The 25,053-nt window shown below is 69.5% G+C and carries 25 protein-coding genes and 1 pseudogene; 11 read left to right on the forward strand and 15 right to left on the reverse strand.

The window, feature by feature from the left end:
* The first annotated feature begins 16 nt into the window (after positions 1-16).
* Both FVA80_RS11220 and FVA80_RS11225 read left to right on the forward strand, forming a co-directional pair.
* Positions 17-1,678, forward strand: coding sequence for a DEAD/DEAH box helicase (locus FVA80_RS11220; RefSeq protein WP_147907958.1), 1,662 nt, complete (start codon positions 17-19; stop codon positions 1,676-1,678).
* Between the two features lie 93 nt (positions 1,679-1,771).
* On the forward strand, positions 1,772-2,833 hold the full coding sequence (locus tag FVA80_RS11225; protein ID WP_147907959.1) for a GGDEF domain-containing protein: 1,062 nt from the start codon (positions 1,772-1,774) through the stop codon (positions 2,831-2,833).
* A 110-nt stretch (positions 2,834-2,943) separates the two neighbouring features.
* On the opposite strand, the gene FVA80_RS11230 is transcribed toward FVA80_RS11225, so the two are convergent.
* Together FVA80_RS11230 and FVA80_RS11235 are read right to left on the reverse strand one after the other, a co-directional pair.
* Positions 2,944-3,321 carry an iron-sulfur cluster assembly accessory protein gene (locus FVA80_RS11230; RefSeq protein WP_147907960.1) on the reverse strand — a complete coding sequence of 126 codons (378 nt, stop codon included), beginning with the start codon at positions 3,319-3,321 and terminating at the stop codon, positions 2,944-2,946.
* 122 nt (positions 3,322-3,443) lie between these two features.
* Positions 3,444-4,442 (reverse strand): threo-3-hydroxy-L-aspartate ammonia-lyase, encoded by a 999-nt coding sequence (locus FVA80_RS11235; protein WP_147907961.1) that lies wholly within the window; start codon positions 4,440-4,442, stop codon positions 3,444-3,446.
* Between the two features lie 312 nt (positions 4,443-4,754).
* Between FVA80_RS11235 and FVA80_RS11240 the strand changes: the two genes are divergently transcribed.
* Together FVA80_RS11240 and FVA80_RS11245 are read left to right on the forward strand one after the other, a co-directional pair.
* Positions 4,755-4,979 carry a hypothetical protein gene (locus FVA80_RS11240; protein WP_147907962.1) on the forward strand — a complete coding sequence of 75 codons (225 nt, stop codon included), beginning with the start codon at positions 4,755-4,757 and terminating at the stop codon, positions 4,977-4,979.
* A 264-nt stretch (positions 4,980-5,243) separates the two neighbouring features.
* The gene (locus tag FVA80_RS11245) at positions 5,244-5,453 is read left to right on the forward strand and encodes a hypothetical protein (protein ID WP_147907963.1); all 210 of its coding nucleotides are present in this window, start codon (positions 5,244-5,246) and stop codon (positions 5,451-5,453) included.
* Between the two features lie 136 nt (positions 5,454-5,589).
* Here FVA80_RS11245 and lpdA read toward each other — a convergent pair whose 3' ends face one another.
* The 7 genes and pseudogenes from lpdA to FVA80_RS11280 form a co-directional block, all read right to left on the reverse strand.
* Positions 5,590-7,029 carry a dihydrolipoyl dehydrogenase gene (lpdA, locus tag FVA80_RS11250; protein WP_147907964.1) on the reverse strand — a complete coding sequence of 480 codons (1,440 nt, stop codon included), beginning with the start codon at positions 7,027-7,029 and terminating at the stop codon, positions 5,590-5,592.
* 13 nt (positions 7,030-7,042) lie between these two features.
* Positions 7,043-8,472, reverse strand: a pseudogene (locus FVA80_RS11255) (pyruvate dehydrogenase complex dihydrolipoamide acetyltransferase).
* A 4-nt stretch (positions 8,473-8,476) separates the two neighbouring features.
* Entirely contained in the window at positions 8,477-9,070 is a 594-nt protein-coding gene (locus FVA80_RS11260; protein WP_147907966.1) for a Uma2 family endonuclease, read from the reverse strand.
* Positions 9,071-9,088: 18 nt separating this feature from the next.
* On the reverse strand, positions 9,089-9,376 hold the full coding sequence (locus FVA80_RS11265; protein WP_147907967.1) for a DUF5076 domain-containing protein: 288 nt from the start codon (positions 9,374-9,376) through the stop codon (positions 9,089-9,091).
* 70 nt (positions 9,377-9,446) lie between these two features.
* Positions 9,447-10,892: a pyruvate dehydrogenase complex E1 component subunit beta gene (locus FVA80_RS11270; RefSeq protein WP_147907968.1), complete on the reverse strand. Its 1,446-nt coding sequence runs from the start codon at positions 10,890-10,892 to the stop codon at positions 9,447-9,449.
* 54 nt (positions 10,893-10,946) lie between these two features.
* The gene (gene pdhA, locus FVA80_RS11275) at positions 10,947-12,035 is read right to left on the reverse strand and encodes a pyruvate dehydrogenase (acetyl-transferring) E1 component subunit alpha (RefSeq protein WP_147907969.1); all 1,089 of its coding nucleotides are present in this window, start codon (positions 12,033-12,035) and stop codon (positions 10,947-10,949) included.
* A gap of 194 nt (positions 12,036-12,229) precedes the next feature.
* On the reverse strand, positions 12,230-12,541 hold the full coding sequence (locus FVA80_RS11280; protein WP_147907970.1) for a septum formation initiator family protein: 312 nt from the start codon (positions 12,539-12,541) through the stop codon (positions 12,230-12,232).
* Positions 12,542-12,649: 108 nt separating this feature from the next.
* Between FVA80_RS11280 and FVA80_RS11285 the strand changes: the two genes are divergently transcribed.
* Positions 12,650-13,825 carry an adenylate/guanylate cyclase domain-containing protein gene (locus tag FVA80_RS11285; RefSeq protein WP_246692365.1) on the forward strand — a complete coding sequence of 392 codons (1,176 nt, stop codon included), beginning with the start codon at positions 12,650-12,652 and terminating at the stop codon, positions 13,823-13,825.
* A 171-nt stretch (positions 13,826-13,996) separates the two neighbouring features.
* Here FVA80_RS11285 and eno read toward each other — a convergent pair whose 3' ends face one another.
* Together eno and FVA80_RS11295 are read right to left on the reverse strand one after the other, a co-directional pair.
* On the reverse strand, positions 13,997-15,286 hold the full coding sequence (gene eno / locus FVA80_RS11290; protein ID WP_147907972.1) for a phosphopyruvate hydratase: 1,290 nt from the start codon (positions 15,284-15,286) through the stop codon (positions 13,997-13,999).
* A gap of 166 nt (positions 15,287-15,452) precedes the next feature.
* Positions 15,453-15,659, reverse strand: a complete 207-nt coding sequence (locus tag FVA80_RS11295) for a hypothetical protein (protein ID WP_147907973.1) — start codon at positions 15,657-15,659, stop codon at positions 15,453-15,455.
* Between the two features lie 125 nt (positions 15,660-15,784).
* On the opposite strand from FVA80_RS11295, the gene queF reads away from it, so the two are divergent.
* Entirely contained in the window at positions 15,785-16,237 is a 453-nt protein-coding gene (gene queF / locus FVA80_RS11300; protein ID WP_147907974.1) for a preQ(1) synthase, read from the forward strand.
* 64 nt (positions 16,238-16,301) lie between these two features.
* Here the strand turns inward: queF and FVA80_RS11305 are convergent, their stop codons facing one another.
* Entirely contained in the window at positions 16,302-16,628 is a 327-nt protein-coding gene (locus tag FVA80_RS11305; protein ID WP_147907975.1) for a hypothetical protein, read from the reverse strand.
* 538 nt (positions 16,629-17,166) lie between these two features.
* On the opposite strand from FVA80_RS11305, the gene FVA80_RS11310 reads away from it, so the two are divergent.
* Complete coding sequence (locus FVA80_RS11310; protein WP_147907976.1) at positions 17,167-17,835, forward strand: class I SAM-dependent methyltransferase; 669 nt, start codon at positions 17,167-17,169, stop codon at positions 17,833-17,835.
* Between the two features lie 6 nt (positions 17,836-17,841).
* Here FVA80_RS11310 and kdsA read toward each other — a convergent pair whose 3' ends face one another.
* Together kdsA and FVA80_RS11320 are read right to left on the reverse strand one after the other, a co-directional pair.
* A complete protein-coding gene (gene kdsA / locus FVA80_RS11315) occupies positions 17,842-18,714 on the reverse strand; it encodes a 3-deoxy-8-phosphooctulonate synthase (RefSeq protein ID WP_147907977.1) in 873 nt (290 codons plus the stop codon).
* A 10-nt stretch (positions 18,715-18,724) separates the two neighbouring features.
* Positions 18,725-19,210, reverse strand: a complete 486-nt coding sequence (locus FVA80_RS11320) for a hypothetical protein (protein ID WP_147907978.1) — start codon at positions 19,208-19,210, stop codon at positions 18,725-18,727.
* A gap of 190 nt (positions 19,211-19,400) precedes the next feature.
* Here FVA80_RS11320 and FVA80_RS11325 point away from each other — a divergent pair, with 190 nt between their 5' ends.
* Positions 19,401-20,414, forward strand: a complete 1,014-nt coding sequence (locus FVA80_RS11325) for an alpha/beta hydrolase (RefSeq protein WP_147907979.1) — start codon at positions 19,401-19,403, stop codon at positions 20,412-20,414.
* Positions 20,415-20,582: 168 nt separating this feature from the next.
* On the opposite strand, the gene FVA80_RS11330 is transcribed toward FVA80_RS11325, so the two are convergent.
* Positions 20,583-21,758: an amidinotransferase gene (locus FVA80_RS11330; RefSeq protein WP_147855762.1), complete on the reverse strand. Its 1,176-nt coding sequence runs from the start codon at positions 21,756-21,758 to the stop codon at positions 20,583-20,585.
* Positions 21,759-21,968: 210 nt separating this feature from the next.
* Here FVA80_RS11330 and FVA80_RS11335 point away from each other — a divergent pair, with 210 nt between their 5' ends.
* From FVA80_RS11335 to hpnI, 3 genes are all read left to right on the forward strand, one after another.
* Positions 21,969-23,105, forward strand: a complete 1,137-nt coding sequence (locus FVA80_RS11335) for a flippase-like domain-containing protein (RefSeq protein WP_147907980.1) — start codon at positions 21,969-21,971, stop codon at positions 23,103-23,105.
* Positions 23,096-23,710 carry an ABC transporter substrate-binding protein gene (locus FVA80_RS11340; protein ID WP_147907981.1) on the forward strand — a complete coding sequence of 205 codons (615 nt, stop codon included), beginning with the start codon at positions 23,096-23,098 and terminating at the stop codon, positions 23,708-23,710. The genes FVA80_RS11335 and FVA80_RS11340 overlap by 10 nt, the downstream gene beginning before the upstream one ends.
* A 102-nt stretch (positions 23,711-23,812) precedes the next feature.
* Positions 23,813-25,021, forward strand: coding sequence for a bacteriohopanetetrol glucosamine biosynthesis glycosyltransferase HpnI (gene hpnI / locus FVA80_RS11345; protein ID WP_147907982.1), 1,209 nt, complete (start codon positions 23,813-23,815; stop codon positions 25,019-25,021).
* Positions 25,022-25,053 lie beyond the last annotated feature (32 nt).

Below are 25,053 nucleotides of genomic sequence, written 5' to 3' on the forward strand. Positions count from 1 at the left end.
CGGTTCCTGAACGCAGATGCCTTTTTCCGACCTGGGACTGAGCGAAAAAGTCCTCAACGCCGTCGAGACGGCGGGTTACACCGAGCCGACGCCGATCCAGGCGCAGGCGATCCCTCACGTGCTCGCGCGCCGGGACGTCCTCGGCATCGCCCAGACCGGCACCGGCAAGACCGCGGCGTTCACGCTGCCGATGCTGACGCTGCTGGAGAACGGCCGCGCCCGCGCCCGGATGCCCCGCACGCTGATCCTGGAGCCGACGCGCGAGCTCGCCGCGCAGGTGGTCGAGAATTTCGATCGCTACGGCACCAACCACAAGCTCAACGTCGCGCTGATCATCGGCGGCGTGTCCTTCGCGGACCAGGACGCCAAGCTGACGCGCGGCACCGACGTGCTGATCGCCACGCCGGGCCGGCTCCTCGACCATTTCGAGCGCGGCAAGCTGCTGCTCACCGGTGTCGAGCTGCTGGTCATCGACGAGGCCGACCGCATGCTCGACATGGGGTTCATCCCCGACATCGAGCGGATCGTGAAGATGGTGCCGTTCACCCGGCAGACGCTGTTTTTCTCGGCGACCATGCCGCCGGAGATCGAGCGGCTGGCGGATATGTTCCTGCACAACCCGCAGCGGATCGAGGTGGCGCGGCCGGCCTCCACGGCCTCGACCATCACGCAACGGCTGGTGGCGGTCGGCTCCGAGGGGCATGCCAAGCGCGAGCGCCTGCGCACCCTGATCCGCGGCGAGTCCGAGTTGAACAATGCGATCATCTTCTGCAACCGCAAGCGCGACGTCGCGCTGCTGCAGAAGTCGCTGGTCAGCCACGGCTTCGACGCCGCCGCGCTCCACGGCGACATGGACCAGCGGGCGCGTACAACCGCGCTGGACGCGTTCCGCGCCGGCGAGACCGCCCTGCTGGTCGCCAGCGACGTGGCGGCCCGCGGCCTCGACATCCCGGCGGTCAGCCACGTCTTCAACTTCGACATCCCGCACCACCCCGAGGATTACGTTCACCGGATCGGCCGCACCGGCCGGGCGGGCCGGAGCGGCGCCGCCTACACCCTGGTCGCTCCCGGGGACGACCGCTCGCTGGTCGCCATCGAGGCGCTGATCGGGCAGCCGATCCCTTGGTTCGACGGTGACCTGTCCACCGTGGCCGATCCGTCCGCCGATACCGGCACGCGGCATCGCGGCCGCTCGGGCGAGGGCCGCCGCAGCGCGCGCTCGGGCAAATCCGAAGGGCGGTCGTCCGAGGGCCGCTCGTCCGAGGGGCGCTCGTCCGAAGGGCGGTCATCGGGGGGGCGCTCCGAGCGGCGCGCCTCCGAGGGCAGATCTTCCGAGGGTAAGACTTCCGACAGCAGGACTCCCGACAGCAGATCGTCGGAGACCGGTCTGGTGGAGGCCAGGGCACCGGAGCCGCGCGCGACCGATGGCAGGTCGGAGCCTCGGGCCGAGGCCAAGCCGAATGGCCGCGAGGGCGGTGGACGCCAGCGCTCCCGCGGCGGGTCGGCCGCCGCGCGTGGCGACACCCGTCCGGCTCCGCGCCCCGAACCCGTCCGCGAGGAGCGGGTGCGCGAAGATCGCAGCCGCCGCAACGAGCCCGACGGGGATACCCCGGTCGGACTTGGTTCACATGTCCCGGCCTTCTTGCTTCGACCAGTTTTGGCAAAGAAAGAGAAGTAACGTCCGGCTTAACGTTCCGGCTACGAACCGGCACTAGACTGGTCTTGGGCCGGGTTTATTGATCCACCGGCGGCCTCGGACCGCAGGTTACGGATGAGCCAGGAGACCTATTCCGATCGTGACCGCAGCTTCGCGCTGGCGAAGCGGGCCCACGATCTGATCCACGATTACGGTCCCTCAGCCACCCCCCGGGCCTACGCGGTCTGGTACGCCTACGTGTCCGGTGAGCTGCCGCTGCTGGGCGACGCGGTCAAGCGCCGGACCACCGAGAACGGCTGCCTGACCGAGTCGGACATCGACGACCTGCACGAGACCTATCTCGATGGGCGCCAGCTCACGAGCGCCGCCGGCGACGTCAGCCGCAGCGTGCTCGATGAGATCGGAGCGGTGACCGAGATTCTCGACCTGTCGCTCGGTTCCACCACGCAATATGGCGAAGCCCTGCGCGGCCTGGCCCAGGACCTCGCCCAGGAGGGCATGCCGACCCGGGCGCGCCTCGGCGAGATCGTATCGACCCTGGTCTCCACCACCCGCGAGGTCGCGGTGAACAACCGCGTCCTCGAGGCCCGGATGCGCGAGACCCGCACCGAGATCGAGACCCTGCGCGAGAAGCTCGAGGTGAGCCGGATCGAGAGCCTGACCGATGCGCTGACCGGGCTGGCGAACCGCAAGCATTTCGAGGAGATGCTGAAGGCGTCCCTGGACGCGTCCCGCTTCGGGGGCGTGCCGATGAGCCTGGTCGTGCTCGACATCGACTTCTTCAAGCGCTTCAACGACCTGTACGGCCATCTCACGGGCGATCAGGTATTGCGGCTCGTGGCGATCGTGATGCGGGAGAATGCCGGCCCGCAGGCGCTGCTCGCCCGGTTCGGCGGCGAGGAGTTCGGCATCGTGCTGCCCGGCGCCGACCGGGTCCTGGCCCGACAGGTGGCCGAGAAGGTCCGGACCAGCGTGATGGGCCGGGAACTCGTGAAGCGCTCCACCGGCGAGTCGCTCGGCAAGGTCACGATCTCGCTCGGCATCGCGGTTCTGCACGCCAGCGACAGCCCGGCCTCACTCCTGGAGCGCGCCGACCTGTGCATGTTCGCGGCCAAGCGCGCCGGCCGGAACCGCGTCGTGGACGATGCGGCCGAGTCGCTCCCGCAGGTGGCCTGACGCGAAGCGTTCGGGCATCATCCTGGGTGCCGCAGCCAGAATGATGCGCTAAGTCGTCGATCGCACAACGAATTTCCGGAAGGCCGGACGTCATCCTTCGGGACGACGCCCTAGACCCGGGCCGGGATCCGCTCTTCCGAGACCGGCGTTATCGCCACCGACTCGCCGCAGCCACAGGCCGAGGTCTGATTCGGGTTGTTGAAGACGAACTGCGAGGCGAGCTTGGTGGTGGTGAAGTCCATCTCGGTGCCGAGCAGGAACAGCACCGCCTTCGGATCGACGAACACCCGGACGCCGCGATCCTCGACCACGTCCTCGCCGGGATTGGCCGCCTCGGCATATTCCATCGTGTAGGACATGCCGGCGCAGCCGCCGTTGCGAACGCCGACCCGTAGGCCCGCGATCGGCCGGTCGGCATCCGCCATGATCGCCTTGATCCGCTCGGCCGCGCGATCGGTCAGCGAAAGAACCTTGAAGCCTGCAAACATCGTCACCCTCCCGCCCATCCGGGTTCAAGGCCCGGGAGCGCGCATTCTGACAGGCACAAGATAAGCATCCGTCCCCGCCCGGTCCACTACGGCCGGGCCACAGGGCCGCGGCATTCGGCGCGTCAGGCCGTTTCGCCCGTGAGCCGCGCGAAGGTGGCGAGATCGACGTTGCCGCCGCTGATCACCACGCCGACGCGCTTGTCCTTGACGTCGACCAGCCCGTGCAGGACCGCTGCCGCCGCCAGGCAGCCGGTCGGCTCGACCAGGATCTTCATGCGCTCGGCGAAGAACCGCATGGTCTCGACGAGCTGCGCGTCCGAAACGGTCAGGATGTCGGCGACATCCCGGCGGATGATCGCGAAGGTAAGGTCGCCGAGCGCCGTCGATTGCGCCCCGTCCGCGATGGTCCGAGGAACCGGGATGGTCACGATTGCGCCCCCGCGGAACGATTGCTGCCCGTCGTTGCCGGCCTCCGGCTCCACGCCGATCACCCGGCAGCCGGGCGACAATTCCGCGGCGGCGAGCGCGCAGCCCGCGAGCTGGCCGCCGCCGCCGAGGCAGGCCACCAGCACGTCGAGGGGGCCGGCCTCCGCGATCAGTTCCTGCGCCAGCGTCCCTTGTCCGGCGATCACGTCGCGGTGGTTGAACGGCGGGATCACCGTCATGCCCCGGGGCTCGGCGAGTTCCCGGCCGAGCGCCTCCCGATCCTGGGTGTAGCGGTCGTACAGCACGACCTCGGCGCCGTAGCCCCGGGTCGCCGCGATCTTGGCCGCGGGGGCGTCGCCCGGCATCACGATGGTCGCCGGGATGCCGAGCAGTTGGCTCGCCAGGGCGATCGCCTGGGCGTGGTTACCCGAGGAGAACGACAGCACCCCGCGGGCGCGGACCGCCTCCGGCAGGGCACTGATCGCGTTGTAGGCGCCGCGGAACTTGAAGGCCCCGCCCCGCTGCAGGTTCTCGGCCTTGAAGAACAGTTTCGCGCCGGTCCGCGCATCGGCGGTGCGTGAGGTCAGCACGGGGGTCCGGTGGGCGATCCCGGCGATCCGCTCCGCGGCCCGGGCAACGTCCCCGAAGGTCGGAACGCCACTCTCGGCGGTCGTCGTCTGTGCTTGCTCCGGCATTGTATCCCACAAAGCTCCTGCCTGAGAACCGCGCTCGATCGCGCTGCGATCGGCTCCGGCCGCCTGCCCTCGACCGCCTGCGCGCGCCCGCTCCAAACCGGAATCAGGCCGGCGGACCACTCCCGGTCGCGGCCACTCTTAGGCAGGATTTGCGCCCCGCGCATCCGTGGGATTCACAGGCCAAGCGGAGCCATTCGTTGGCCCGCCGCTTGTATCCCTGGATTCGTTCGAGGGTCGCGTCGCCATGCCGTTGGAATCGAAGGTTCGAGTCGCGTTTCTCGCTGGCCCGCAGCGCGGTACCGCGGAGGCCCGATGAGCGACAGGATGCGCGATCGGCGGGCTGGCGATGAGGTGACGGAGGTCACGTTCCGCGGGCGGGGCCTGGCGCTCCGGTCGGGCGGACGGCTGATCCTGCTCGTCTGCCCGCTCTGTTCGCAGCGCAACGCCAGTCGCGGCGCCGAGCGCGGCATCTGCGAGTGGTGCGCCTATGTGCCGTCTCAAGATCAGGCGGAGCCGGTGGAGCGCGGGACCGGATGAGCGTTTGACACAGGTAATCGCGCAAGCCGTTTCACCGCCCCCGACCCGGGCTCCTTGATCGTTTTAGTAAACCAAACGCCATGGGAGACGGGCCGCCGGTCCCTGCATGCGGTCGGCGAACGGGTTGAGACCGTAGACCGCGCATCCGCCTTGGCGGCGAAACAGCGGAACAGAGATCCCGCCACGGTGCTGCGTACTATTTTCGATTGCAATCTTTGGTTAAAATTACAATTATAGGTTGGGGGTAGCCGACCGGAAGACATCATGCAGCCGTCGGAATGCTGTATTTTTCGCATGATCATCGCGTCCGTGATCGGAAGCGTTGTCACGTTGCTGTTGGTCTGTCGTTTCGATCCGTGGGCTCTGGCGCTGATTCCTCTCGGGGGAAGCCTGGCGACCGTGTTCGTAATCGCCCTGTTCCAGGGCATCGGCCTTGCCATGACGGCGCGCGCGAACGCCGCGGCGCCGACGTAGCGGCGCCTCCAGAGCAGCGATCCTCACGCTTATCCCGCGTTGCTTTCCGCGCTGTTGCGTCAAGCAACGCGCGTTTCGGCTGTCGGACGTGTGAGACCGCCGAAAACCGTTGTGCGCAGGCGTGACGCGCCACCGGTCAGCTGTGGATCACCTTGCCATAGGCGTCGAGCACGCTCTCGTGCATCATCTCGCTGAGCGTCGGGTGCGGGAACACCGTGTGCATCAGCTCCTCCTCGGTGCTTTCCAGGTTCATCGCCACGACGTAGCCCTGGATCAGCTCGGTCACCTCGGCGCCGACCATGTGGGCGCCGAGCAGCTGGCCGGTCTTGGCGTCGAACACCGTTTTGACGAGGCCGTCCGGCTCACCCAGCGCAATCGCCTTGCCGTTGCCGGCGAACGGGAAGCGACCGACCTTGACGGCGAAGCCCAGCTCCTTGGCCTTGGCCTCGGTGAGGCCGACGCTGGCGATCTGCGGCTGGCAATAGGTGCAGCCCGGGATCTTGGCCTTGTCCATCGGGTGGGTGGGCAGGCCCTTGATGGTCTCGACGCAGATGACGCCCTCGTGCTCGGCCTTGTGGGCCAGCATCGGGGGGCCGGCGACGTCGCCGATGGCGTACAGGCCCGGGACGTTGGTCCGGCCCAGCCCGTCGGTGACGACGATACCGCGGTCGATCTTCACCCCGAGTTTTTCGAGGCCGATATTCTCGATGTTGCCGACCACTCCCACCGCCGAGATCAGCTTCTCCGCGGTGATTGTCTGTGAGGTGCCGTCCCCGCCCTCGATGGTCGCCGTGACCGAATCGGCGCCCTTCTCGACCTTGGTCACCTTGGCGCCAGTGAGGATCTTGATGCCCTGCTTCTCGAAGCGCTTGCGCGCCAGGCCCGCGATCTCGGCATCCTCCACCGGCAGGATCTGCGGCAGCAGCTCCACCACGGTCACCTCGGCGCCCATGGTCCGGTAGAACGAGGCGAACTCGATACCGATCGCGCCCGAGCCCATGACGAGCAGGCTCTTGGGCATCGTCTCGGGGACCATGGCCTCGTAATAGGTCCAGATCTGCTTCTTGTCGGGCTCGATCCCGGGGATCGCCCGCGGCCGGGCGCCGGTGGCCACGATGATGTGCTTGGCCTGGTAGCTGCCCGCTCCCTTGGCGCCCTTGGGCGGCTCGGCGCGCTTGGACTCCTTTACGGTGACCTGGCCGGGCTGGTTGCCCGTGGCGACGCTGTCGACCGAGGCCTCGCCCCAGATGACGTCGACCTTGTTCTTCTTCAGCAGCATGCCGACGCCGCCGTTGAGCCGACCCGAGACGCCCCGCGAGCGCTTCACGATGGCCGCGGTGTCGAACGACACCTCCTTGGCCGACAGGCCGTAATCGGAGGCGTGCTGCATGTAGTGGTAGATCTCGGCCGAGCGCAGCAGCGCCTTGGTGGGGATGCAGCCCCAGTTCAGGCAGATGCCGCCCAGGTGCTCCCGGTCGATCACCGCCGTCTTGTAGCCGAGCTGCGCCGCCCGGATCGCCGTGACGTAGCCGCCGGGGCCAGCGCCGATGATGAGGATGTCGTAGGTGTCGGACATTGCGTGCTCCGGCTCAGACCAACATGCCCATCGGGTTCTCGATCAGCCCCTTGAAGGCCGCGACCAGCTCGGCGCCCAGCGCACCGTCGAGGACGCGGTGGTCGCAGGACAGGGTGGCGGTCATCACCTGGACCACCGCCGGGGCGCCGTCCTTGACGACGACGCGCTTCTCACCGGCCCCCACCGCCAGGATGCTCGATTGCGGCGGGTTGATCACCGCGGTGAAGTGCTTGATCCCGAACATGCCGAGGTTCGACACCGAGGTGACGCCGCCCTGGTACTCCTCCGGCTTGAGCTTCTTCGCACGCGCCCGGGCGGCGAAATCCTTCATCTCCTTCGAGATGGTGGACAGGGTCTTCTCGTCGGCCCGGCGGATCACCGGAGTGAACAACCCGCCGTCGATCGCCACCGCGACGCCGACCTCGGCCTGCTTGAAGCGCAGCACCCGGTCCTCGGCCCAGACCGCATTGGCGGCGGGCACGCGGGTGAGCGCCAGGCCCATCGCCTTGATGACGAAGTCGTTGACCGACAGCTTGAAGGCCGGCTTGCCGTCCTTGTCCTTGCCCGCGGAGGCGTTGAGCGTCTCGCGCAGCGCCATCAGCGCGTCGAGCTCGCAATCCACCGTGAGGTAGAAGTGCGGGGCCACCTGCATCGCCTCGGTGAGGCGCTTGGCGATGGTCTTGCGCATGCCGTCGAGCGGCACCTCCTCGTAGGAGCCCTTGGCGTAGAAGCCCCGGACCTGATCGAGGGTGAGGCCGGCCGGCGCCCCGCCCACGGGCGCCGCCTTCGGAGCGGGCGCTGCCGCCTTGGGCGCCTCGGCGGCGGGCTGCTGGGGCGGCCGGCGCCTTTGGTGGTCCCGGTGGCCTTGGCGGCCTGGACGTCGCGAGCAATGATCCGCCCGTGCGGGCCGGTGCCCTCCACGGCGGCGAGCTCGACGCCCTCCTGCTTGGCGATCCGGCGCGCGAGCGGCGAGGCGAAGACCCGGCCGCCCGAACCGCCCTGCTGCTGCGGCGCGGTCCCGCCCGGCTGGGCGCCCTCCGGCGCCGCGTTCACCCGCTCGTAGGACATGTGGCCGCCGCCGGGCGTGGTGTTCTGGTCGGCCGGCGCCGGCTCGGCCGATGTCGGCCCGGATTTTGGCTGGGCCTTGACCTCCGGCTCGGCCTTGCCGCCGCCCGTGGCCGGCACGCTCGACGGATCCTCGCCTTCGACGGCGATCACCGCGATCAGGTCGTTGACCGGCACGTCGGCGGTGCCCTCGGGCACGACGATCTTGGCGAGCACGCCCTCGTCGATCGCCTCGACCTCCATGGTCGCCTTGTCGGTCTCGATCTCGGCGAGGATGTCGCCGGATTTCACGGCGTCGCCCTCCTTCTTCAGCCACTTGGCCAGGTTGCCCTTCTCCATGGTCGGCGAGAGGGCGGGCATGAGCACGTTGATCGGCATGGCATCAGGTCTCGGGCAAGGCCGGGGCGGCCGGATCGTCGAAAGGAAACAGGTCGTCCAGGGGGAACGGGACGGCGTCGAAGGGCGGCAGGGCCACGGTCTCGCCGCGCTGGATCGTGGCCAGCAGCAGCCAGCGCCCGTCCATCAGGGCAAACCCTTCCAGCACGCCCGCGGCCGGATCGAGCAGCCAGAGGTGGCCGATCCCCGCCTCCGCGTAGATGCGGCGCTTGGGACCGCGGTCGAGGCGCATGGTGGACGGCGACAGGATCTCACAGACCCAATCCGGCGCGGTCGTGATGAAGGCATCCGCGGGTTCGGTCGGCATCCGCTCGCGGCGCCAGCCAGCGAGATCGGGCACGACCACGTGAGGGTCGAGATGAAGCTCCGGCTCGATCATGAAGATCCAACCCCCGGGACCCCCACGCCCACGGCTGAAGGTAAAATCGAGCTCGCTGGAGAGTCGTACTGCCGCGCTGGCGTGCCCAGGCCGCGGACGCGGGTGTGTCTCCAGGGTGCCATCGATGATCTCGGCGACGAGATGCTCCGGCACGGCCACGAGATTGGCGTAGGTTGCCAGTCGGATCGCTGCCTCAGCCATGGTCGGATGCCGCCATCGCTAGTTGAAGCCGCCGGGGTCGAGCCCCTCGGCCTCCCAGCCGGCGCGGATGCGCTCGAACGCCTCCTCTTCCGACATGTCGGTCTCCAGCGCGTAGGCGCGGGCCGCCTGCCGGGCGAGGTCGAGCAGCAGCCGTCCCCAGGTCGCGGGATCGTCGAACGACCGACGCAGCGCCACGCTCACGGCGCCGTCCACCACGGCCGCGCGCAGCACCTCAATGCCGCCCTGCGCGCGGGCGTCCGGCGGGACGGCCAGCTCGACGAAGTCCTGTGTGGGATCCTGGCTCATGGCGCGCCGGCTGGTTTCCGAACCCGTTCGAGGCTGACGGACGGGGCTGCGGCGCCGCCCGCGAGTCGCGTCACTTGTAGCAGACGCTCTTGGCCGCCTCGACGACCTCGGCCACGGTCGGCAGGGCGAGCTTTTCCAGGTTCGCCGCGTAGGGCATCGGCACGTCCTTGCCGGTGATGCGCAGGACCGGGGCGTCGAGGTAGTCGAAGGCGTCGACCATCAGGCGGGCCACGATCTCGGCGCCGATGCCGGATTGCGGGAAGCCCTCCTCCACGGTGATGCAGCGGCCGGTCTTCTTCACCGAGCGCACCACCGTCTCGGAATCCATCGGGCGGATCGTGCGCAGGTCGATCACCTCGGCCTCGATGCCTTCCTCGGCGAGCGCCTGGGCGGCCTTGAGCGCGTAGGTCATGCCGATCGCGAAGGACACGATGGTCACGTCCTTGCCGGTGCGGTGAACCCGCGCCTTGCCGATCGGCAGCACGAAGTCGTCGAGCTGCGGCACCGGGAAGGACTGGCCGTAGAGGATCTCGTTCTCCAGGAAGATGATCGGGTTCGGGTCGCGGATCGCGGCCTTGAGCAGGCCCTTGGCGTCCGAGGCCGTGTAGGGGGCGATCACCTTGAGGCCCGGCACGTTGGAGTACCACGCGGAATAATCGTGGCTGTGCTGGGCGCCGACCCGGGCGGCCGCGCCGTTGGGGCCGCGGAACACGATCGGGCAGCCGAGCTGGCCGCCCGACATGTACAGGGTCTTGGCCGCCGAGTTGATGATGTGGTCGATCGCCTGCATGGCGAAGTTGAAGGTCATGAACTCGACGATCGGCTTCAGGCCGGACAGCGCCGCGCCGACGCCGATACCGGCGAAGCCGTGCTCGGTGATCGGGGTGTCGACCACCCGCCGGGCGCCGAATTCCTGCAGCAGCCCCTGCGTGATCTTGTAGGCGCCCTGATACTCGGCGACCTCCTCGCCCATGACGAAGACGTCGCCGTCGCGGCGCATCTCCTCGGCCATCGCGTCGCGCAGGGCCTCACGGACCGTGGTGGTGACCATCGGGGTGTTGGCCGGGAACTCCTCCATCACCGGCTCGTCGGCCTTGTTGGTGATGATGGCCGGCGCCGCCGGCGCGTTCGGGGCGTCGGAGCCGGTCTTGGCCGCCGGGGCGGGCTTCTCGGCCATCCCCTCGGCCTGCATGTCCGGCGTCGGGGCCGGGTGGCCGCCCGCGCCGTTGGGCTTGGCCTTGCCGCCGCCGGCGGCCGCCTCGGCCACGTCCTCGCCCTCACCCGCGATGATGGCGATCGGCGTGTTGACCGCGACGCCCTCGGTGCCCTCCGCGATCAGGATCTTGGCGAGCACGCCCTCGTCGATCGCCTCGACCTCCATGGTCGCCTTGTCGGTCTCGATCTCGGCCAGCACGTCGCCGGATTTGACCGGGTCACCCTCTTTCTTCAGCCACTTGGCGAGCTTGCCCTCCTCCATGGTGGGGGAGAGGGCGGGCATCAGGATGTCGGTCGCCATGCTCAGCTCTGCGGTCGTCTTTTCGGTCGGGGCGGCCAGGGTTTCGCGGACGCGCTAGGCGTGCGCATCCAGCAGGATGTCGGTCCAGAGCTCGGCGGGATCCGGCTCGGGATCGTTGGTGGCGAACTCGGCCGCCGCGTTCACGGTCTCGCGGACCTTGGCGTCGGTCGCCTTGATCTCCGCCTCCGGCACCCCGTGCAGCTCGAGCAGGCGCTTGCGCACCATCTCGATCGGGTCGTGCTCGTCGCGCATCTTCGAGACCTCGTCCTTGGTCCGGTACTTGGCCGGATCGGACATGGAATGGCCGCGGTAGCGGTAGGTCTGCATCTCCAGGATGTAGGGGCCCTTGCCCGAGCGGGCGTGCTCGACCGCCCGCGCCGCCGCCTCGCGCACCGTGCGCACGTCCATGCCGTCGACCTGCTCGCCCGGGATGCCGAAGGAGAGGCCGCGCTTGGAGAAGTCGGTCTGCGCCGAGGCCCGGGCCACCGAGGTGCCCATGGCGTAGCGGTTGTTCTCGATCACGTAGACCACGGGCAGCTTCCACAACGCCGCCATGTTGAAGCTCTCGTAGACCTGGCCCTGGTTGGCCGCGCCGTCGCCCATGTAGGTGAGGCTGACCTTGCCGTTCTCCCGGTAACGGTCTGCGAAGGCGAGGCCGGTGCCGAGCGAGACCTGGGCGCCGACGATGCCGTGGCCGCCGAAGAACTGCTTCTCCCGGCTGAACATGTGCATGGAGCCGCCCTTGCCACGGCTGTAGCCGCCCCGGCGCCCGGTCAGCTCGGCCATGACGCCCTTGGGGTCCATGCCGCAGGCCAGCATGTGGCCGTGGTCGCGGTAGCCGGTGATGACCTGGTCGCCGTCGACCGAGGCCATCTGCATGCCGATCACCACGGCTTCCTGGCCGATATAGAGGTGGCAGAACCCGCCGATCAGGCCCATGCCGTAGAGCTGGCCGGCCTTCTCCTCGAAACGCCGGATCAGCAGCATCTCGTGATAGGCGTGGAGATCTTCTTCGCGGTTGAATTGCGGCATGTTGGGCGCCGGCTTGTGCGCGTCGATAACCTGAGCGCTTCCAGCCTCCGAGCTTCCGATCTGCGGTTGCGAGGACGAATCGTCCTTCGCAGGCTCCTTGGCAGCGTCCATCGGCGCTCTCCCCGTGATTCCACGCGACTGGAACGGGGTGTAGGACAGCACCGTTTGGAAAGCGAGGGTGGACGCTCTGACAGGTCGCCCCTCTTGTCAGAGCGAAACGACGGCATCGCCCCGACCGGGAACTACCGGCTTTCAGGGCGCGACAGGGCTGACCTCAGGTCGCAGCGCGACGGCAGGGCGTGATCTCAGGGTGTGATGATGACCACGTCGTTGGCGTGGACGCGGCCCAGCACGATCCGGGCGCGCTCCTCGAGGAGGTCGCGGTCGATCTGGTCGCTCTTGAGCAGGGTGACCCGGTGCTCCCAGGTCGCCCGCTCCGCCCGCACGGCGGCGAGTTCCCGGGTGAGGCCGTAGGCGCGGATCTTCAGCACCTTCTTGGCTTCGAGGCCGCGGTTGCCGCTCTCGGCCTGCCACACGAAGAAGCCGACCACGAGCGCCGACAGGGTCCAGAGACCCAGGGGCAAAACGACCATTCTGACGCGGCGACGGACGACCATGGCGCCAGCCTCGCGCGGAAAGGTTAACGGAGTTTTTCGGTGCTGCCGGTTCGTGCCCATCGGGTATGATCCGGATCCAGGGAAGGGAACTCCGGCGCACCGATGGACATGACGGAGCTGACGCGCTGGATCGCGGAGCACGCGACCGCGACCGACGACCACGACACGATGCTGGCCCGGGTCTGCGAGGCCCTCTGCGCGGCCGGCGTCCCGCTCTGGCGGGTCAGCGTCATGTCGCCGGCCATCGACCCGACGGTGCGGGGCGTCAGCCTGAACTGGTTCCTCGACCAGGGTCTGACCTTCGTGCCGAACCCGCACGGCGCCGAGCAGGAGGCCGACTGGCTCCGCAGCCCGATCTTCGCGATGCTGGAGCGGGGCCAGACCTTCGGACGCTGGCGCCTCGACAGCCCCGGTCCGGAAACGGATTACCCGATCCTGCACGCCCTGCGCGCCGAGGGCGGCACCGAGTACGCGGTCCAGATCGTCGGCTTCGCACCCGGCACGGCGTTGCGCGGCATCGCGATCTCGTTCTGCACCCAGGCCCGCGCGGGCTTCTCGCAGGCCGACCTCGCGGCGGTCGCGGCGGTGATGCCGACCTTCGCGCTGGCGGTGGCCAAGCTCGGCCTCGGGCATACCCTGCGCGAGGTCACGGCGACCTATCTCGGGCGCTCCACCGCGGAGCGGGTCCTCGACGGGCAGATCCAGCGCGGCCAGGGCCGAGCCGTCCCGGCCGCGATCCTGCTCACGGACCTACGCGGCTTCACGGCCCTGTCCGACCGGGCCGACCCTTACGACATGGTCGCCTGGCTCAACGAGCATTTCGACGCGCTGGGCGATCCCGTGGCCCGGCACGGCGGCGAGATCCTGAAATTCCTCGGCGACGGCTTCCTGGCGATCTTCCCGGTGGCTGACGCCGGCAACCTGCCCTGCCCCGTCTGCAACAGCGCCCTCGACGCCGCCGCGGACGGGCTGGCGGCCAACGCCGCACTCAACGATCGCCGCCGGGCCGCGGGGCTACCGGAACTGACGGCCGACTGCGTCGTGCATTTCGGGACGGTGGTCTACGGCAATGTCGGCACCGAGCGCCGCCTCGACTTCACGGTGATCGGGCGGGCGGTGAACGAGGCAAGCCGGATCGAGAGCCAGTGCGAGGCGCTCGGCCACACGCTGCTGGTCTCGGATTCCTTCGCGGAGCGGTGCGCCCGGCCGCTGGAGCCGGTGGGGATCATCGAGCTGCGGGGGCTGGCGCGGCCGCAGAAGGTCTGGACGCTGCCGGCGGCGTGAACCGGCGCAGGCGCACTCGGATACCAACCCCGTCATTCCGGGGCCCCGCAGGCGAGCCCCGGACTCCAGGGCGGCCCACGGTGCACGGTGCTGACGCGACGGAGTTTCTGGTTTCCGGGTACCGCCTCGCGGCCCCGGAATGACAAGGTGGTTTATACGGCCGTTGACAGATCAGCCGCGCGCCAGGTGCTTGATCGCCGCGGGTCCGGCGTAGAGCGCCTGCGGACCGAGGCCCTCCTCGATGCGGATCAGCTGGTTGTACTTCGCCAGTCTGTCGGAGCGGGCCAGCGAGCCGGTCTTGATCTGCCCGCAATTCGTGGCGACCGCGAGATCCGCGATGGTCGAATCCTCCGTCTCGCCGGAGCGGTGGGACATCACCGCGGTGTAGCCGGCGCGCTGGGCCATATCGACGGCCGCCAGGGTCTCGGTGAGCGAGCCGATCTGGTTGACCTTGATCAGGATCGAGTTGGCGGTCTGCTCCGCGATGCCCCGGGAGAGGCGCTCGACGTTGGTGACGAACAGGTCGTCGCCCACGAGCTGGCAGCGCGCGCCGATCTTGTCGGTCAAGAGCTTCCAGCCGGCCCAGTCGTCCTCGGACATGCCGTCCTCGATCGACAGGATCGGGTAGTTGGCGACCAGCTGGGCCAGGTAATCGACCTGGGCCTCGATGGACCGGGTCGTGCCCTCGCCCTCGTACGCGTAGGCGCCGCCCTTGAAGAATTCGGTGGCGGCGCAGTCGAGCGCCAGCGCGATGTCGGTGCCCGGCTTGAAGCCCGCGGCGCTGATCGCGTCCATCACGAAGTCGAGGGCGGCCTCGGCCGACGGCAGGTTCGGGGCGAAGCCGCCCTCGTCGCCGACATTGGTGTTGTGGCCGGCCTTCTTCAGCTTGCCCTTGAGGGTGTGGAACACCTCGGAGCCCATGCGCACGGCGTCGGCGAGCGACTCCGCGCCCACCGGCATGATCATGAATTCCTGGAAGTCGATCGGGTTGTCGGCGTGCGCCCCGCCGTTAATGATGTTCATCATCGGCACCGGCAGGACCCGGCCCTGCACGCCGCCGACGTAGCGGTAGAGTGGCAGGCCCGAGGCCTCGGCCGCCGCCTTGGCGACCGCGAGCGAGACACCGAGGATCGCGTTCGCCCCGAGGCGCGCCTTGTTGGGGGTGCCGTCGAGCTCGATCATCGCTTCGTCGACCGCGACCTGATCCTCGGCCTCCATGCCGCCGATCGCGTCGAGGATCTCGGTCTGTGCGGCCTCGACCGCCTTCAGCACGCCCTTGCCCATGAAGCGGCTCTGGTCGCCGTCGCGCAGCTCGACCGCCTCGTGGGCGCCCGTGGACGCCCCCGACGGGACGGCGGCGCGGCCGAACGAGCCGTCCTCCAGCAGGACATCGACCTCGACCGTGGGGTTGCCGCGGCTATCGAGGATCTCGCGGGCGCTGATATTGGTGATCGCGGTCATTACAGGTCCTCTCGCGGGGCCGCTTGTCGGCAGCGGCGGCCCCGATCCGGGGTGCGGCGCATCGCGGCGGCTTATCCGTCAAGCCGCGTCCGGCGGCAAGCATCCGGTTAGGCGGCGCCTGTGCACGTGTCGTGACAGCGATGAAGCGCAACGCTGACGTGCGGGCCTACCGCACGCGCAGCGGGGCCGGGTGCCGGACCGGCGTCGCGGCCAGGGATCGGTTCAGCCGGCGCAGCTGGACGTCGTTGCGGGCACAGAGGTCGTGGCTGGTCATGGCATCGAGCATGCGCTGGACCGCGTCGTCTTCCCGAGCGCGGGCGGGAGCGTCTGCAGCCGCGACCATCGCAATCAACCCGAAGGCAACGAGACGCATCGTATCGTACCGGCTTCGGACAGCGTCGACGGCCACCCGCTGCGCGGATCGTGACGGAAACCGGTAAAGAATTGGTCGCGGCGCGCATGGGTGCGTCGGACCGCACGCAGGCTTATAAAGACGCCATGACCACGCCTGAGACCCTGCAGCTCGGCCAGCCCACCCCGCTGCCGTCCTCCCCCGCGGATGCCCGCCTCGACCGGGTGCCGAACCCGCATGCCGATACCGATTACGTGGCGCGGTTCACCGCGCCCGAGTTCACCTCGATCTGCCCGGTCACCGGCCAGCCGGATTTCGCCATCCTGGTGATCGACTACGTGCCGGGCGACTGGCTCGTGGAATCGAAGTCGCTCAAGCTTTATCTCGGCGCGTTCCGCAACCATGGGGCGTTCCACGAGGATTGCACCGTGGCGATCGGCAAGCGCCTGCGCGACCTGCTGGAGCCGCGCTACCTGCGGATCGGTGGATACTGGTACCCCCGCGGCGGCATTCCGATCGACGTGTTCTGGCAGACCGGCGAGCCGCCGAAGACGATCTGGCTGCCTGACACCGGGGTCGCCCCCTATCGCGGTCGCTGACCGGACATGAAAAAGGCGACCGGCTCGCGCCGGTCGCCCTTCAGATCCGTTGGGATCGTCGCCCTTAGTAGGGGGCGCCGTAATAGCCGCCGTACGCCGGAGCGCCGTAGCCGTAAGCCGGGGCGCCGTAGGTCGGGCCGTAGCCGCCACGGTTGTAGTAGTTGTTGGCCGCGCCGGCAGCGACCGCGCCGGCCGCCAGGCCGGCAATCCCGAGGCCGATGGCCGCGCCGGTTCCGATGCCGCGACGTCCGCCGCGATAGCCGTAGCCGTGACCATAGCCGTGGCCGTATCCGCCATGGAAGCCGTACGGACGGGCCTCGGCGCCGGTCGTGGCGGCGACGCTGCCGAGGGCCAGGGCGGCGGCGGTGGCAATGATACCGATCTTGCGCATGACATTCCTTCTCGATCCTCGATCGAACATGCCCACCAACGTGGCTGCACGACGAACGGTTCCGAGTTTTCACGTGCGGATTTTGATAACCATGACGGCCTGAACGACGGTTCATCTCCGCATCGTAGGCCGGAATCACTGCCGGTGGCCTGGGCACTCGCAAGTGCCAGCCACTGATCTTGTGAATACTTTCCGCATCATGGTGCGCCTGCACCGGGCGGGTGTCGCGTCGCGGGTGAGGGCGGGGCTTTGGTGCCGCGACCGTCCGACCGCCCGGTTCCTATCTCACGCCCGTTTCGAGGGACGAAGGTCCCGATCTCACCCCCGTCCTGAGGTGTGACGGGGCTAGCCCTCCAGAGGTCGCGCGGCTGGCTGGAGGGCGCCTTCGAGGTCTTCCAAGCTCAGGATGCGGGCGCGACCGGAGAGACGTCCGACGCAATCTCAGCCGGTATGACGCCGGCTCGCGCATCCCGTTCCAAGCGGAAACTGCTTACCTACGCTGGCGCCGCGAACGGCGCGGTTCCGGAAAGCCAACGCCATGGATGCCCTCACGCTGATCCGCGACACCTTCTCGCCGCTTGCCGGCAAGCGCATCCTCGACATCGGATGCGGACCCGGGACCCTGGCGAAACGGCTCGCCGAGGACGGCGCGTTGGTCACGGGCGTCGATCCGGGCGAGACGGCCCTGGGCAAGGCCCGCGACGCCGTGCCGGCCGCGCGATTCGAAGCCGCCTCGGCCGAGGCCCTTCCGTTTCCCGACGCGCATTTCGATGCCGCCGTGATGGTCAATGCCCTGCATCACGTGCCCAACCCCACCGCCGCCCTCGGCGAGGCGGCCCGGATCCTGGTGCCGGGTGGGACCCTGGTGGTGGTGGAGCCCCTGGCCGAGGGCAGCTTCTTCGACGCCCTGCGACCGATCGAGGACGAGACGGCGGTCCGGGCCGCAGCGCAGGACGCCATCGCGTCGGCCCTGGCGGCCGGGACCTTCCTGTGCCGCCAGGACGTGACCCTCGCCCGGCGCGAGAGCTTCGCCGACCTGGACGGTTTCCTGGCACGGGTCAGCGCGGTCGATCCCGCCCGCACGGCGACGATCCCGGACCGGCGGCCGATCGTCGAGGCGGCCTTCCTGGGCGCGGCCGAGTGCGAGGCAGACGGGCGCTACGCCCTGGTCCAGCCCCTGCGGATCCACGTGCTCCGGCCGGCTTGACCGGGCTCAGGCGTAGCGGCGCTTGGCCAGGCGATCGAAGGCGATCAGGTCCTCGAGCAAAGCCGGCAGGTCGCGCAGGGCGACCATGTTGGGGCCGTCCGACGGGGCCCGGTCCGGATCCGGGTGGGTCTCGATGAACACCCCCGCCACGCCGACCGCTACGGCGGCCCGGGCCAGCACGGGGACGAATTCGCGCTGGCCGCCGGAGCTGGCGCCCTGCCCGCCCGGCTGCTGCACCGAATGGGTGGCGTCGAACACCACCGGCGCGCCGTGGGTCACCTGCGCCATGATCGGCAGGCTGCGCATGTCCGAGACGAGGGTGTTGTAGCCGAACGAGGCACCGCGCTCGGTGACGATGACGTTGGGGTTGCCGGCCTCCGTCACCTTGGCGGCGACGTGCTTCATGTCCCAGGGGGCCAGGAACTGCCCCTTCTTGATGTTGACCGCCCGGCCCGTGGCGGCGGCCGCCAGGAGGAGGTCGGTCTGGCGGCACAGGAAGGCCGGGATCTGGAGCACGTCCACGGCCTCGGCGGTTGGCGCGCAATGCTCGGCGGCGTGCACGTCGGTCAGCACCGGCAGGCCGAGGGATTCGCGGATCTCGGCGAAGACCGGCAAGGCGCCTTCGAGGCCGATGCCCCGCGCGGCGCTCCCGGACGTCCGGTTGGCCTTGTCGAACGAGGTCTTGAATACGAGGCCGATGCCGAGACCCGCAGCCATCTCCTTGAGCGCTGCGGCGATCTCCAGGGCGTGGCTGCGCCCCTCGAGCTGGCAGGGGCCGGCGATCAGCGTCAGCGGCAGGTGATTTCCGAAGCGCGCCGCGCCGACCTGGACGACGGGACCGACCTGGACGACGGGACCGGGTGTTGCGTTTGTCGACATGGGCAGCGCTCTACCCCGCGCGGCGGATTCGCGAAACCCCGGCCCGGGGTGCGACCCGGCAGACCGTCAGGTCGTCCCGGAGCCCATCCGTCCGGGGTCCGGTCTCGCACAGCATCAGCGCCCGGCTGGTGCCGCCCCGCCGCGGCGCGTCGGCCAGCAGGCTGTCCTGGTGAAGGTTGAGCGCCAGCACCTCGGCCGCTTGCGGCTCCGCGCCGGTGAGCGCCCGGGCAGCCAGCCCGACCAGGACGAAGAAGGCGATTCCGGGCTCCCGGTCGCGGGAGGCGATGGTGATCCGGGCCGGTGCCCGGCAATCGAGGCTCATCCGCTCGGCATCCTGGGCCCGGAACACCGCGTAGGGCCCCTCCCGGCCGGCGAGCGAGGCGCCCGTAATCCGGATCACCTTGGCGGCAAGCGCGTCGCAGGCATCCGCGGCCCGGGCCGGTACCGCGGCGAGGACCAGGGCGCCGGTGAGGACGGCCACGGCGGGGAAGCGCATTGTCGGAAATTCCTTGCGGGGGCTCCGGGCCACGGACCGGCGGGACGCGAGACAGATAGCGCGGGCCGGCGCGGCCGCGAAGATGCGCGTCGCCGCCACTCGGACAGGGTATCCTGTAGACAGGGCGTCCTGCCCGCCCGATCTGAGCGGACGACGCAACGCCCCTCGCCGCTCAAGCTTCCGGCAGCCCATGCTCAGATCCGTCCTCGCCCTCACCCTCCTGGCCGTGGCTATCCCGGCCCTCCCGCTTCCGAGCGCTGCTGCGGCCGAGCCGGCCTACGGGCCCGAACTCGAAGGGTTCGAGTACCCCTTCCCGGTCGAGCGCTTCACCCTCACGTCGCAGCGCCAGGACGTGCAGATGGCCTATCTCGACGTGCGGCCCGCGACGCCGAACGGGCGCACCGCGGTGCTGCTCCACGGCAAGAACTTCTGCGCGGCGACCTGGGAGAGCCAGATCCGGGCGCTGACCGGGGCCGGCTACCGGGTGATCGCCCCGGACCAGATCGGGTTCTGCAAGTCGAGCAAGCCGGCCGCCTATCAGTTCACCTTCCGGCAGCTCGCCGAGAACACCCACGCCCTGCTCGACAAGCTCGGGGTCGCGCGGCCGATCCTGGTGGGGCATTCCACCGGCGGCATGATGGCCGCGCATTACGCCCTGCTCTACCCGAAGGACGTCGCGCAGCTGGTGCTGGTCAACCCGATCGGCCTGGAGGATTGGAGCGCCAAGGGCGTCCCCCCGGTCTCGGTGGAGCAATGGTACCAGCGCGAGCTCAAGGTCTCGGCGGCTTCGATCCGCGCCTACGAGACCGCCACCTACTACGCCGGCCAGTGGGAGCCCCGCTATGAGCCCTGGGTGACGATGCTGGCCGGGCTCAACGCCGGCCCGGGCAAGGAGGCGGTCGCCTGGGACTCGGCGCTCCTCTACGACATGATCCTGACCCAGCCGGTGGTTTACCGGTTGCCGCAGATCGCGGTGCCGACCCTGCTGATGATCGGCCAGAAGGACAACACGGCGATCGGCAAGGACCTCGCCCCGCCGGACATGCGCAGCAAGCTCGGGAACTATCCGGAGCTGGGCAAGGCGGCGGCCAAGGCGATCCCGGGGGCCAGGCTCGTGGAGTTCCCGGCGCTCGGCCACGCGCCGCAGATGTCCGATCCCGAGGGGTTCAACACGGCGCTGATCGCGGGGATTTCCGCGCCGTGACCGGCGGGCGCCACACCGTGAAGCCGCGCGCGTTCTCGCGGGGGTGCCAGCGTTGCACGGGCGCTTGAACACCCGCCTCGTCATCCCGAGGCCGCCTGCAGCGCCCCGGGATGACGCGGTAATTTATCCTGCGGACGGCGTTGGACGCCGTCACGCAGCTCCGAAACCCTAGAAATACGACTTCAGCACACCGCGGCGGCGGACGTCGAGGGTTGCGCAGTGGAACGAGCCGCCGAACGGACCGTAGCTGAGGAACGGCGCCGGGATCGGGTCGAAGCCCCAGTCCTTGAGCGCCTTGATCAGGGTCGGCTGGCTCTGGTCCACGACGATCTTCTTCTCGGTGATCGCCAGGACGTTGATCGAGGTCCAGGGCGAGCACATCGAGATCTTGCTCATGAAGCCCTCGACCGGGTCGGGGCGCGGGGCGATCAGCACGTCCCACTTCTTGAGCACGGCGGGCAGCTTCTCGACGTCGATGTAGTCCGGGTTCACCAGTACCTTGCCGGGGGCGAGCGGCATGAACGACGAGTCGATGTGCATCGGCTGCGGGCAGCGGCTCTCGATCTCGTGGATGCGGAAGCCCGGGCCGAGGTGGCGGCGCAGCCACTCGATGCCCATGAGGTTGGTGACGTTCGAGCGGGTCACGAACAGGTCACGGCCGCAGCGGACGAAGTCGGCGGCGTCGAAGACCGGCTCGAACTCGTTGACCGTGAACTGCATGGGCTCGCCGGCCTTCAGGTTCGGCACCCGGTAATCGTAGTTGTAGAGGTCGTCGGTGAGCTGCGGGCGCGGGGCCGAGGTCCAGCGGGCGCCAGCGCGGAAATACTCCTTGAACAGCGACCGGTAGGCGTCGCCCTCGAAGTAGCGCGAGCGCCAGCACATCGGGCTCTCGATGATCTCGTCGCCGATGACCAGGTACGGGTCGCGCGGGCAGGCGACGCAGAAGCCCCGGGAGGTCCAGCGCGGCGCCTTGAATTTGCGGGAGAAGTCCACCGCGTCCGGGCGGCGGATCTTGACGCCCTCGCCGGCGAGGATCTTGATGAAGTTGTCGAGCTCCTGCTGCGCGAGCTTCTTCATGAACTTCGGGTATTTCCAGCCGCTGGCGAAGCGGTAGAACGGCTGGGCCGCCCGCGGCAGGTTGAAGATCACCGTGAGGTGATGGGTCGGGATGGTGGCGCCGTCGAGGGATCCGACGATCACCTCCTCCAGCGGGTCCCACTCGTTCCAGGCCATGACCGGGGAGTGAGGCGCCGGGACGCCGGGCTCCATTCCGCCCCGGAGGCCGCCGGCATGCGTGTCGTCGCTCACGGCCTCAACGGCCGTGATCGGTGATTCGCGCTCCATGACGTGTGCCCCTTCTGCGACGTGCCGCGGTCTTCTGCGCGGGCTCCTCGGCCCGGCCACCGCTTTGGCCCCCGGTGTGTCAAACGGGTGATAGACACCGGTAATCCGTGCTGCAACGTGGCAGAAACGTTCTTGGCCGCCCGGACCTATTTCTGCCGCGACCGTGACCGATTTCCCGCATCAAGCCACTTGCGAGCTTGAAAGACCATTATGAAGCGCCTGACGACCTTGGCCTCGATCGCCGGTCTCTGCACGGTCGTCGGCCTGTTCATGTCCTCCGGCTTGGAGGACGTGTCGGCCGCCGTCATGAGCGCCGGCTGGGGTGCCGCCCTGGTGGTGGTGGCCCGCCTGGCCGCCGTCGCCTGGGCGGGGCTCGGCTGGCACATCGTGTTCCCCGCGGGCATGGCCCGGCTCGGCGACTGCGTGTCGCTGCGGTTCGTGCGCGAGGGGATCAACACGCTGCTGCCGGTGGCGACCGTGGGCGGCGATTTCGTCGGCGCACGGCTGATGTCCAAGCGCGGCGTCCCCGGTGCCATGGCCGGCGCCAGCATGTTCGTGGACCTGATGACGCAGGCGCTGACCCAGCTCCTGTTCACGGTGATCGGCCTCGGCCTGCTGGTCCTGATCGCGGGCGACGGGCCGATCGCCCGGACGGTGGCGGGTGGCCTGGCCGTCGCTGTGCCGGCGCTGGGCGCCTTCTACCTCATCCAGCGGCGTGCCGGGCACCGGATCATCCAGGGCCTGATGACCCGCTTCGCCTCCGGCCGTGAATGGCGCGCGTTCGGTGCCATCGACCAGCTCTACGACAGCCTGCGCCGGATGTACGGCAACCATGGCCGCTTCGTCGCGGCGCTGGCGATCCACCTCGTCGGCTGGGTCATTGGGACCCTCGAAGTTTACATCTGCCTGCATTTCATGGGTTACCCGGTCGACTTTGCTCAGGCGCTGGTGATCGAGAGCCTGGCCCAGGCGGTCCGCGGCGCGGCCTTCGCGGTGCCGGGCGCGCTCGGCGCCCAGGAGGGTGGCCTGATCGCGCTCTGCGGCCTGTTCAACATTCCGGCCGAGGCGGCGCTGGCCCTGTCGCTGGTCAAGCGCTTCGCCGATCTCGGCGTCGGCGTGCCGGGCCTGCTGCTCTGGCACCGGATCGAGGCCAAGCTCGCGGCCGAGACCGCCGCCGAGGTCGCTGCCGAATCCGCCGCCGAGTCCGCCGCCGAGCCGGGCGCCGGCATCGGCCGCACCGCCAAGCTGGTGCCGCAACCGGCCACGCTCGGCCCGTTCTACAGCTACGCCCCGCCCCGCATGGGTTCGCGGATCGGCGACGGCGAGGAGTTGAAGAAGTGCGCCTGACCCGTCGGCTCGCGGCCGCTGTCCTCCTGGCCGCCCCCCTCTTCGCCCCGGTCTCGGCCTGGGCCGCGGACGATCCCGCGGTTCAGACCGTGCGCGACCTCTACGCCGCGTTCACCGACGCCCTGAAGGGCGGCCCGAGCCCCCTGCCCGACCGGGTCGCGGCCGTGGGGCCGGCCTTGGAGAAGGCGTTCGATTTCCCGGCCATGACCCGGATCGCGGTCGGCTCGAAATGGTCGGGCTTCACCCCGGAGCAGCAGGCGGCGGTCACCGACGCGTTCAAGCGCAGCCTGACCGTGACCTACGCCAACCGCTTGGCCCGGGCGGCCGGCGGCAAGTTCGACGTGACCCCGAAGGTCGAGGAGCGCGGCAGCCAGCGCGTGGTGCCCACCCGGGTCACCGCGGCCGACGGCGACGATTCCGCGGTCGATTTCGTGGTCAATGCCGACAACCGGATCCAGGACGTGCTGCTCAACGGCGACGTCAGCGAGATCGCCGCCCAGCGCAACGCGCTGTCCGCCCCGCTGAAGTCCGGCGGTGCCGACGGGGCGGTGAAGTTCCTCCGGCAGCGCGCCGACGGCATGCTCGCCGCAAAACCGACACCGTGACTGCCGACGTCGTACTCACAGCCGCTATGCGTGCCGTCCCGATCGGGTCGCACGCGGCGAACGCCGCCTGAGGCGGCCGGACGACCGCACGGACCCGACCGGATGGATCTCACCTCGCTGGCGCTCAACGCATTGTCGTGGCTCTCGCTGTTCTGCCTGCTCCTGGCGGCGGCGGGCTGCCTCTACGCGCTGGCGGCCGCCTACTGCGCCGGCCGGTTCGCCGCGCGTCCCGTGCCTGCGCTGGAGCCGGGCGCGCCCCGCCCGTCCGTCACGGTGCTGAAGCCGCTCTGCGGCCTCGAGCCCAACCTGTACGAGAATCTCGAGACCGTGCTGCGCCAGGATTACGCCGGCCCGGTCCAGGTGGTGTTCGGGGTGCAGAAGGCCGCCGACCCGGCCATCGGCGTGGTCGAGCGGCTGAAGCAGGCCTACCCGGCCGCCCGCATCGACCTGGTGATCGACGGCCGCCAGCACGGCTCGAACCGCAAGGTCTCGAACCTGATCAACATGGCCGAGCGGATCGCCCACGACGTGATCGTGCTGGCCGACAGCGACATGGTGGTCCGGCCGGATTACCTGGAGCGGCTCGTCGCCGAGCTGTCGCAGGACGGCGTCTCGGGCGTCACCTGCCTGTACCACGGCGTCCCGGCCTTCCGGGGCCTCTACGACCAGCTCTCGGCGCTGGCGATCGACGTACAGTTCCTGCCCAACGTGGTGATGGGCCTGAGCCTCGGGCTCGCCAAGCCGTGCTTCGGCTCCACCATCGCGTTCACCCGGACGAACCTCGACGCGGTCGGCGGCTTCCGCCGCTTCCGCAACGACCTGGCCGACGACTACGCCATCGGTGCGGCCCTGCGCGGCCTCGGCGGCCGGGTGGTGATCCCGAGCTTCACCATCGGCCATACCAGCGTCGACACCGACCTCTCCGGCCTGTGGCGGCACGAGCTGCGCTGGAACCGCACCATCCGCAACGTCGACCCGGCCGGGTATGCCGGCTCGATCGTCACCCACGCCTTCCCGCTGGCCCTGGTGGGCGCGCTCCTGCCCGGCGCCGGCACCGGCGCGCTGGTGGTGGCGGGCCTGGCGCTCGCCGGCCGGATCGTCCTGTGCCGGCAGCTCGAGCGGGCCTTCGGCCTCGCCCCGCACCCCTACGGACTGTTGCCGATCCGCGACATCCTCTCGTTCCTGAACTTCTCCTGGGCCTTCATGTCGGGGGCGGTGACATGGAAAGGTCATGATTATCACGTGGTTGCGGACGGTACCCTGATCCCGGACGCCGACCTCGGCCGTGACGCCGGCGCACCCACACGTTGAACCCGGCTCTCGCTTCCTCACCCCTCCCCCGG

Source organism: Methylobacterium sp. WL1, assembly GCF_008000895.1.
Classification (GTDB): domain Bacteria; phylum Pseudomonadota; class Alphaproteobacteria; order Rhizobiales; family Beijerinckiaceae; genus Methylobacterium.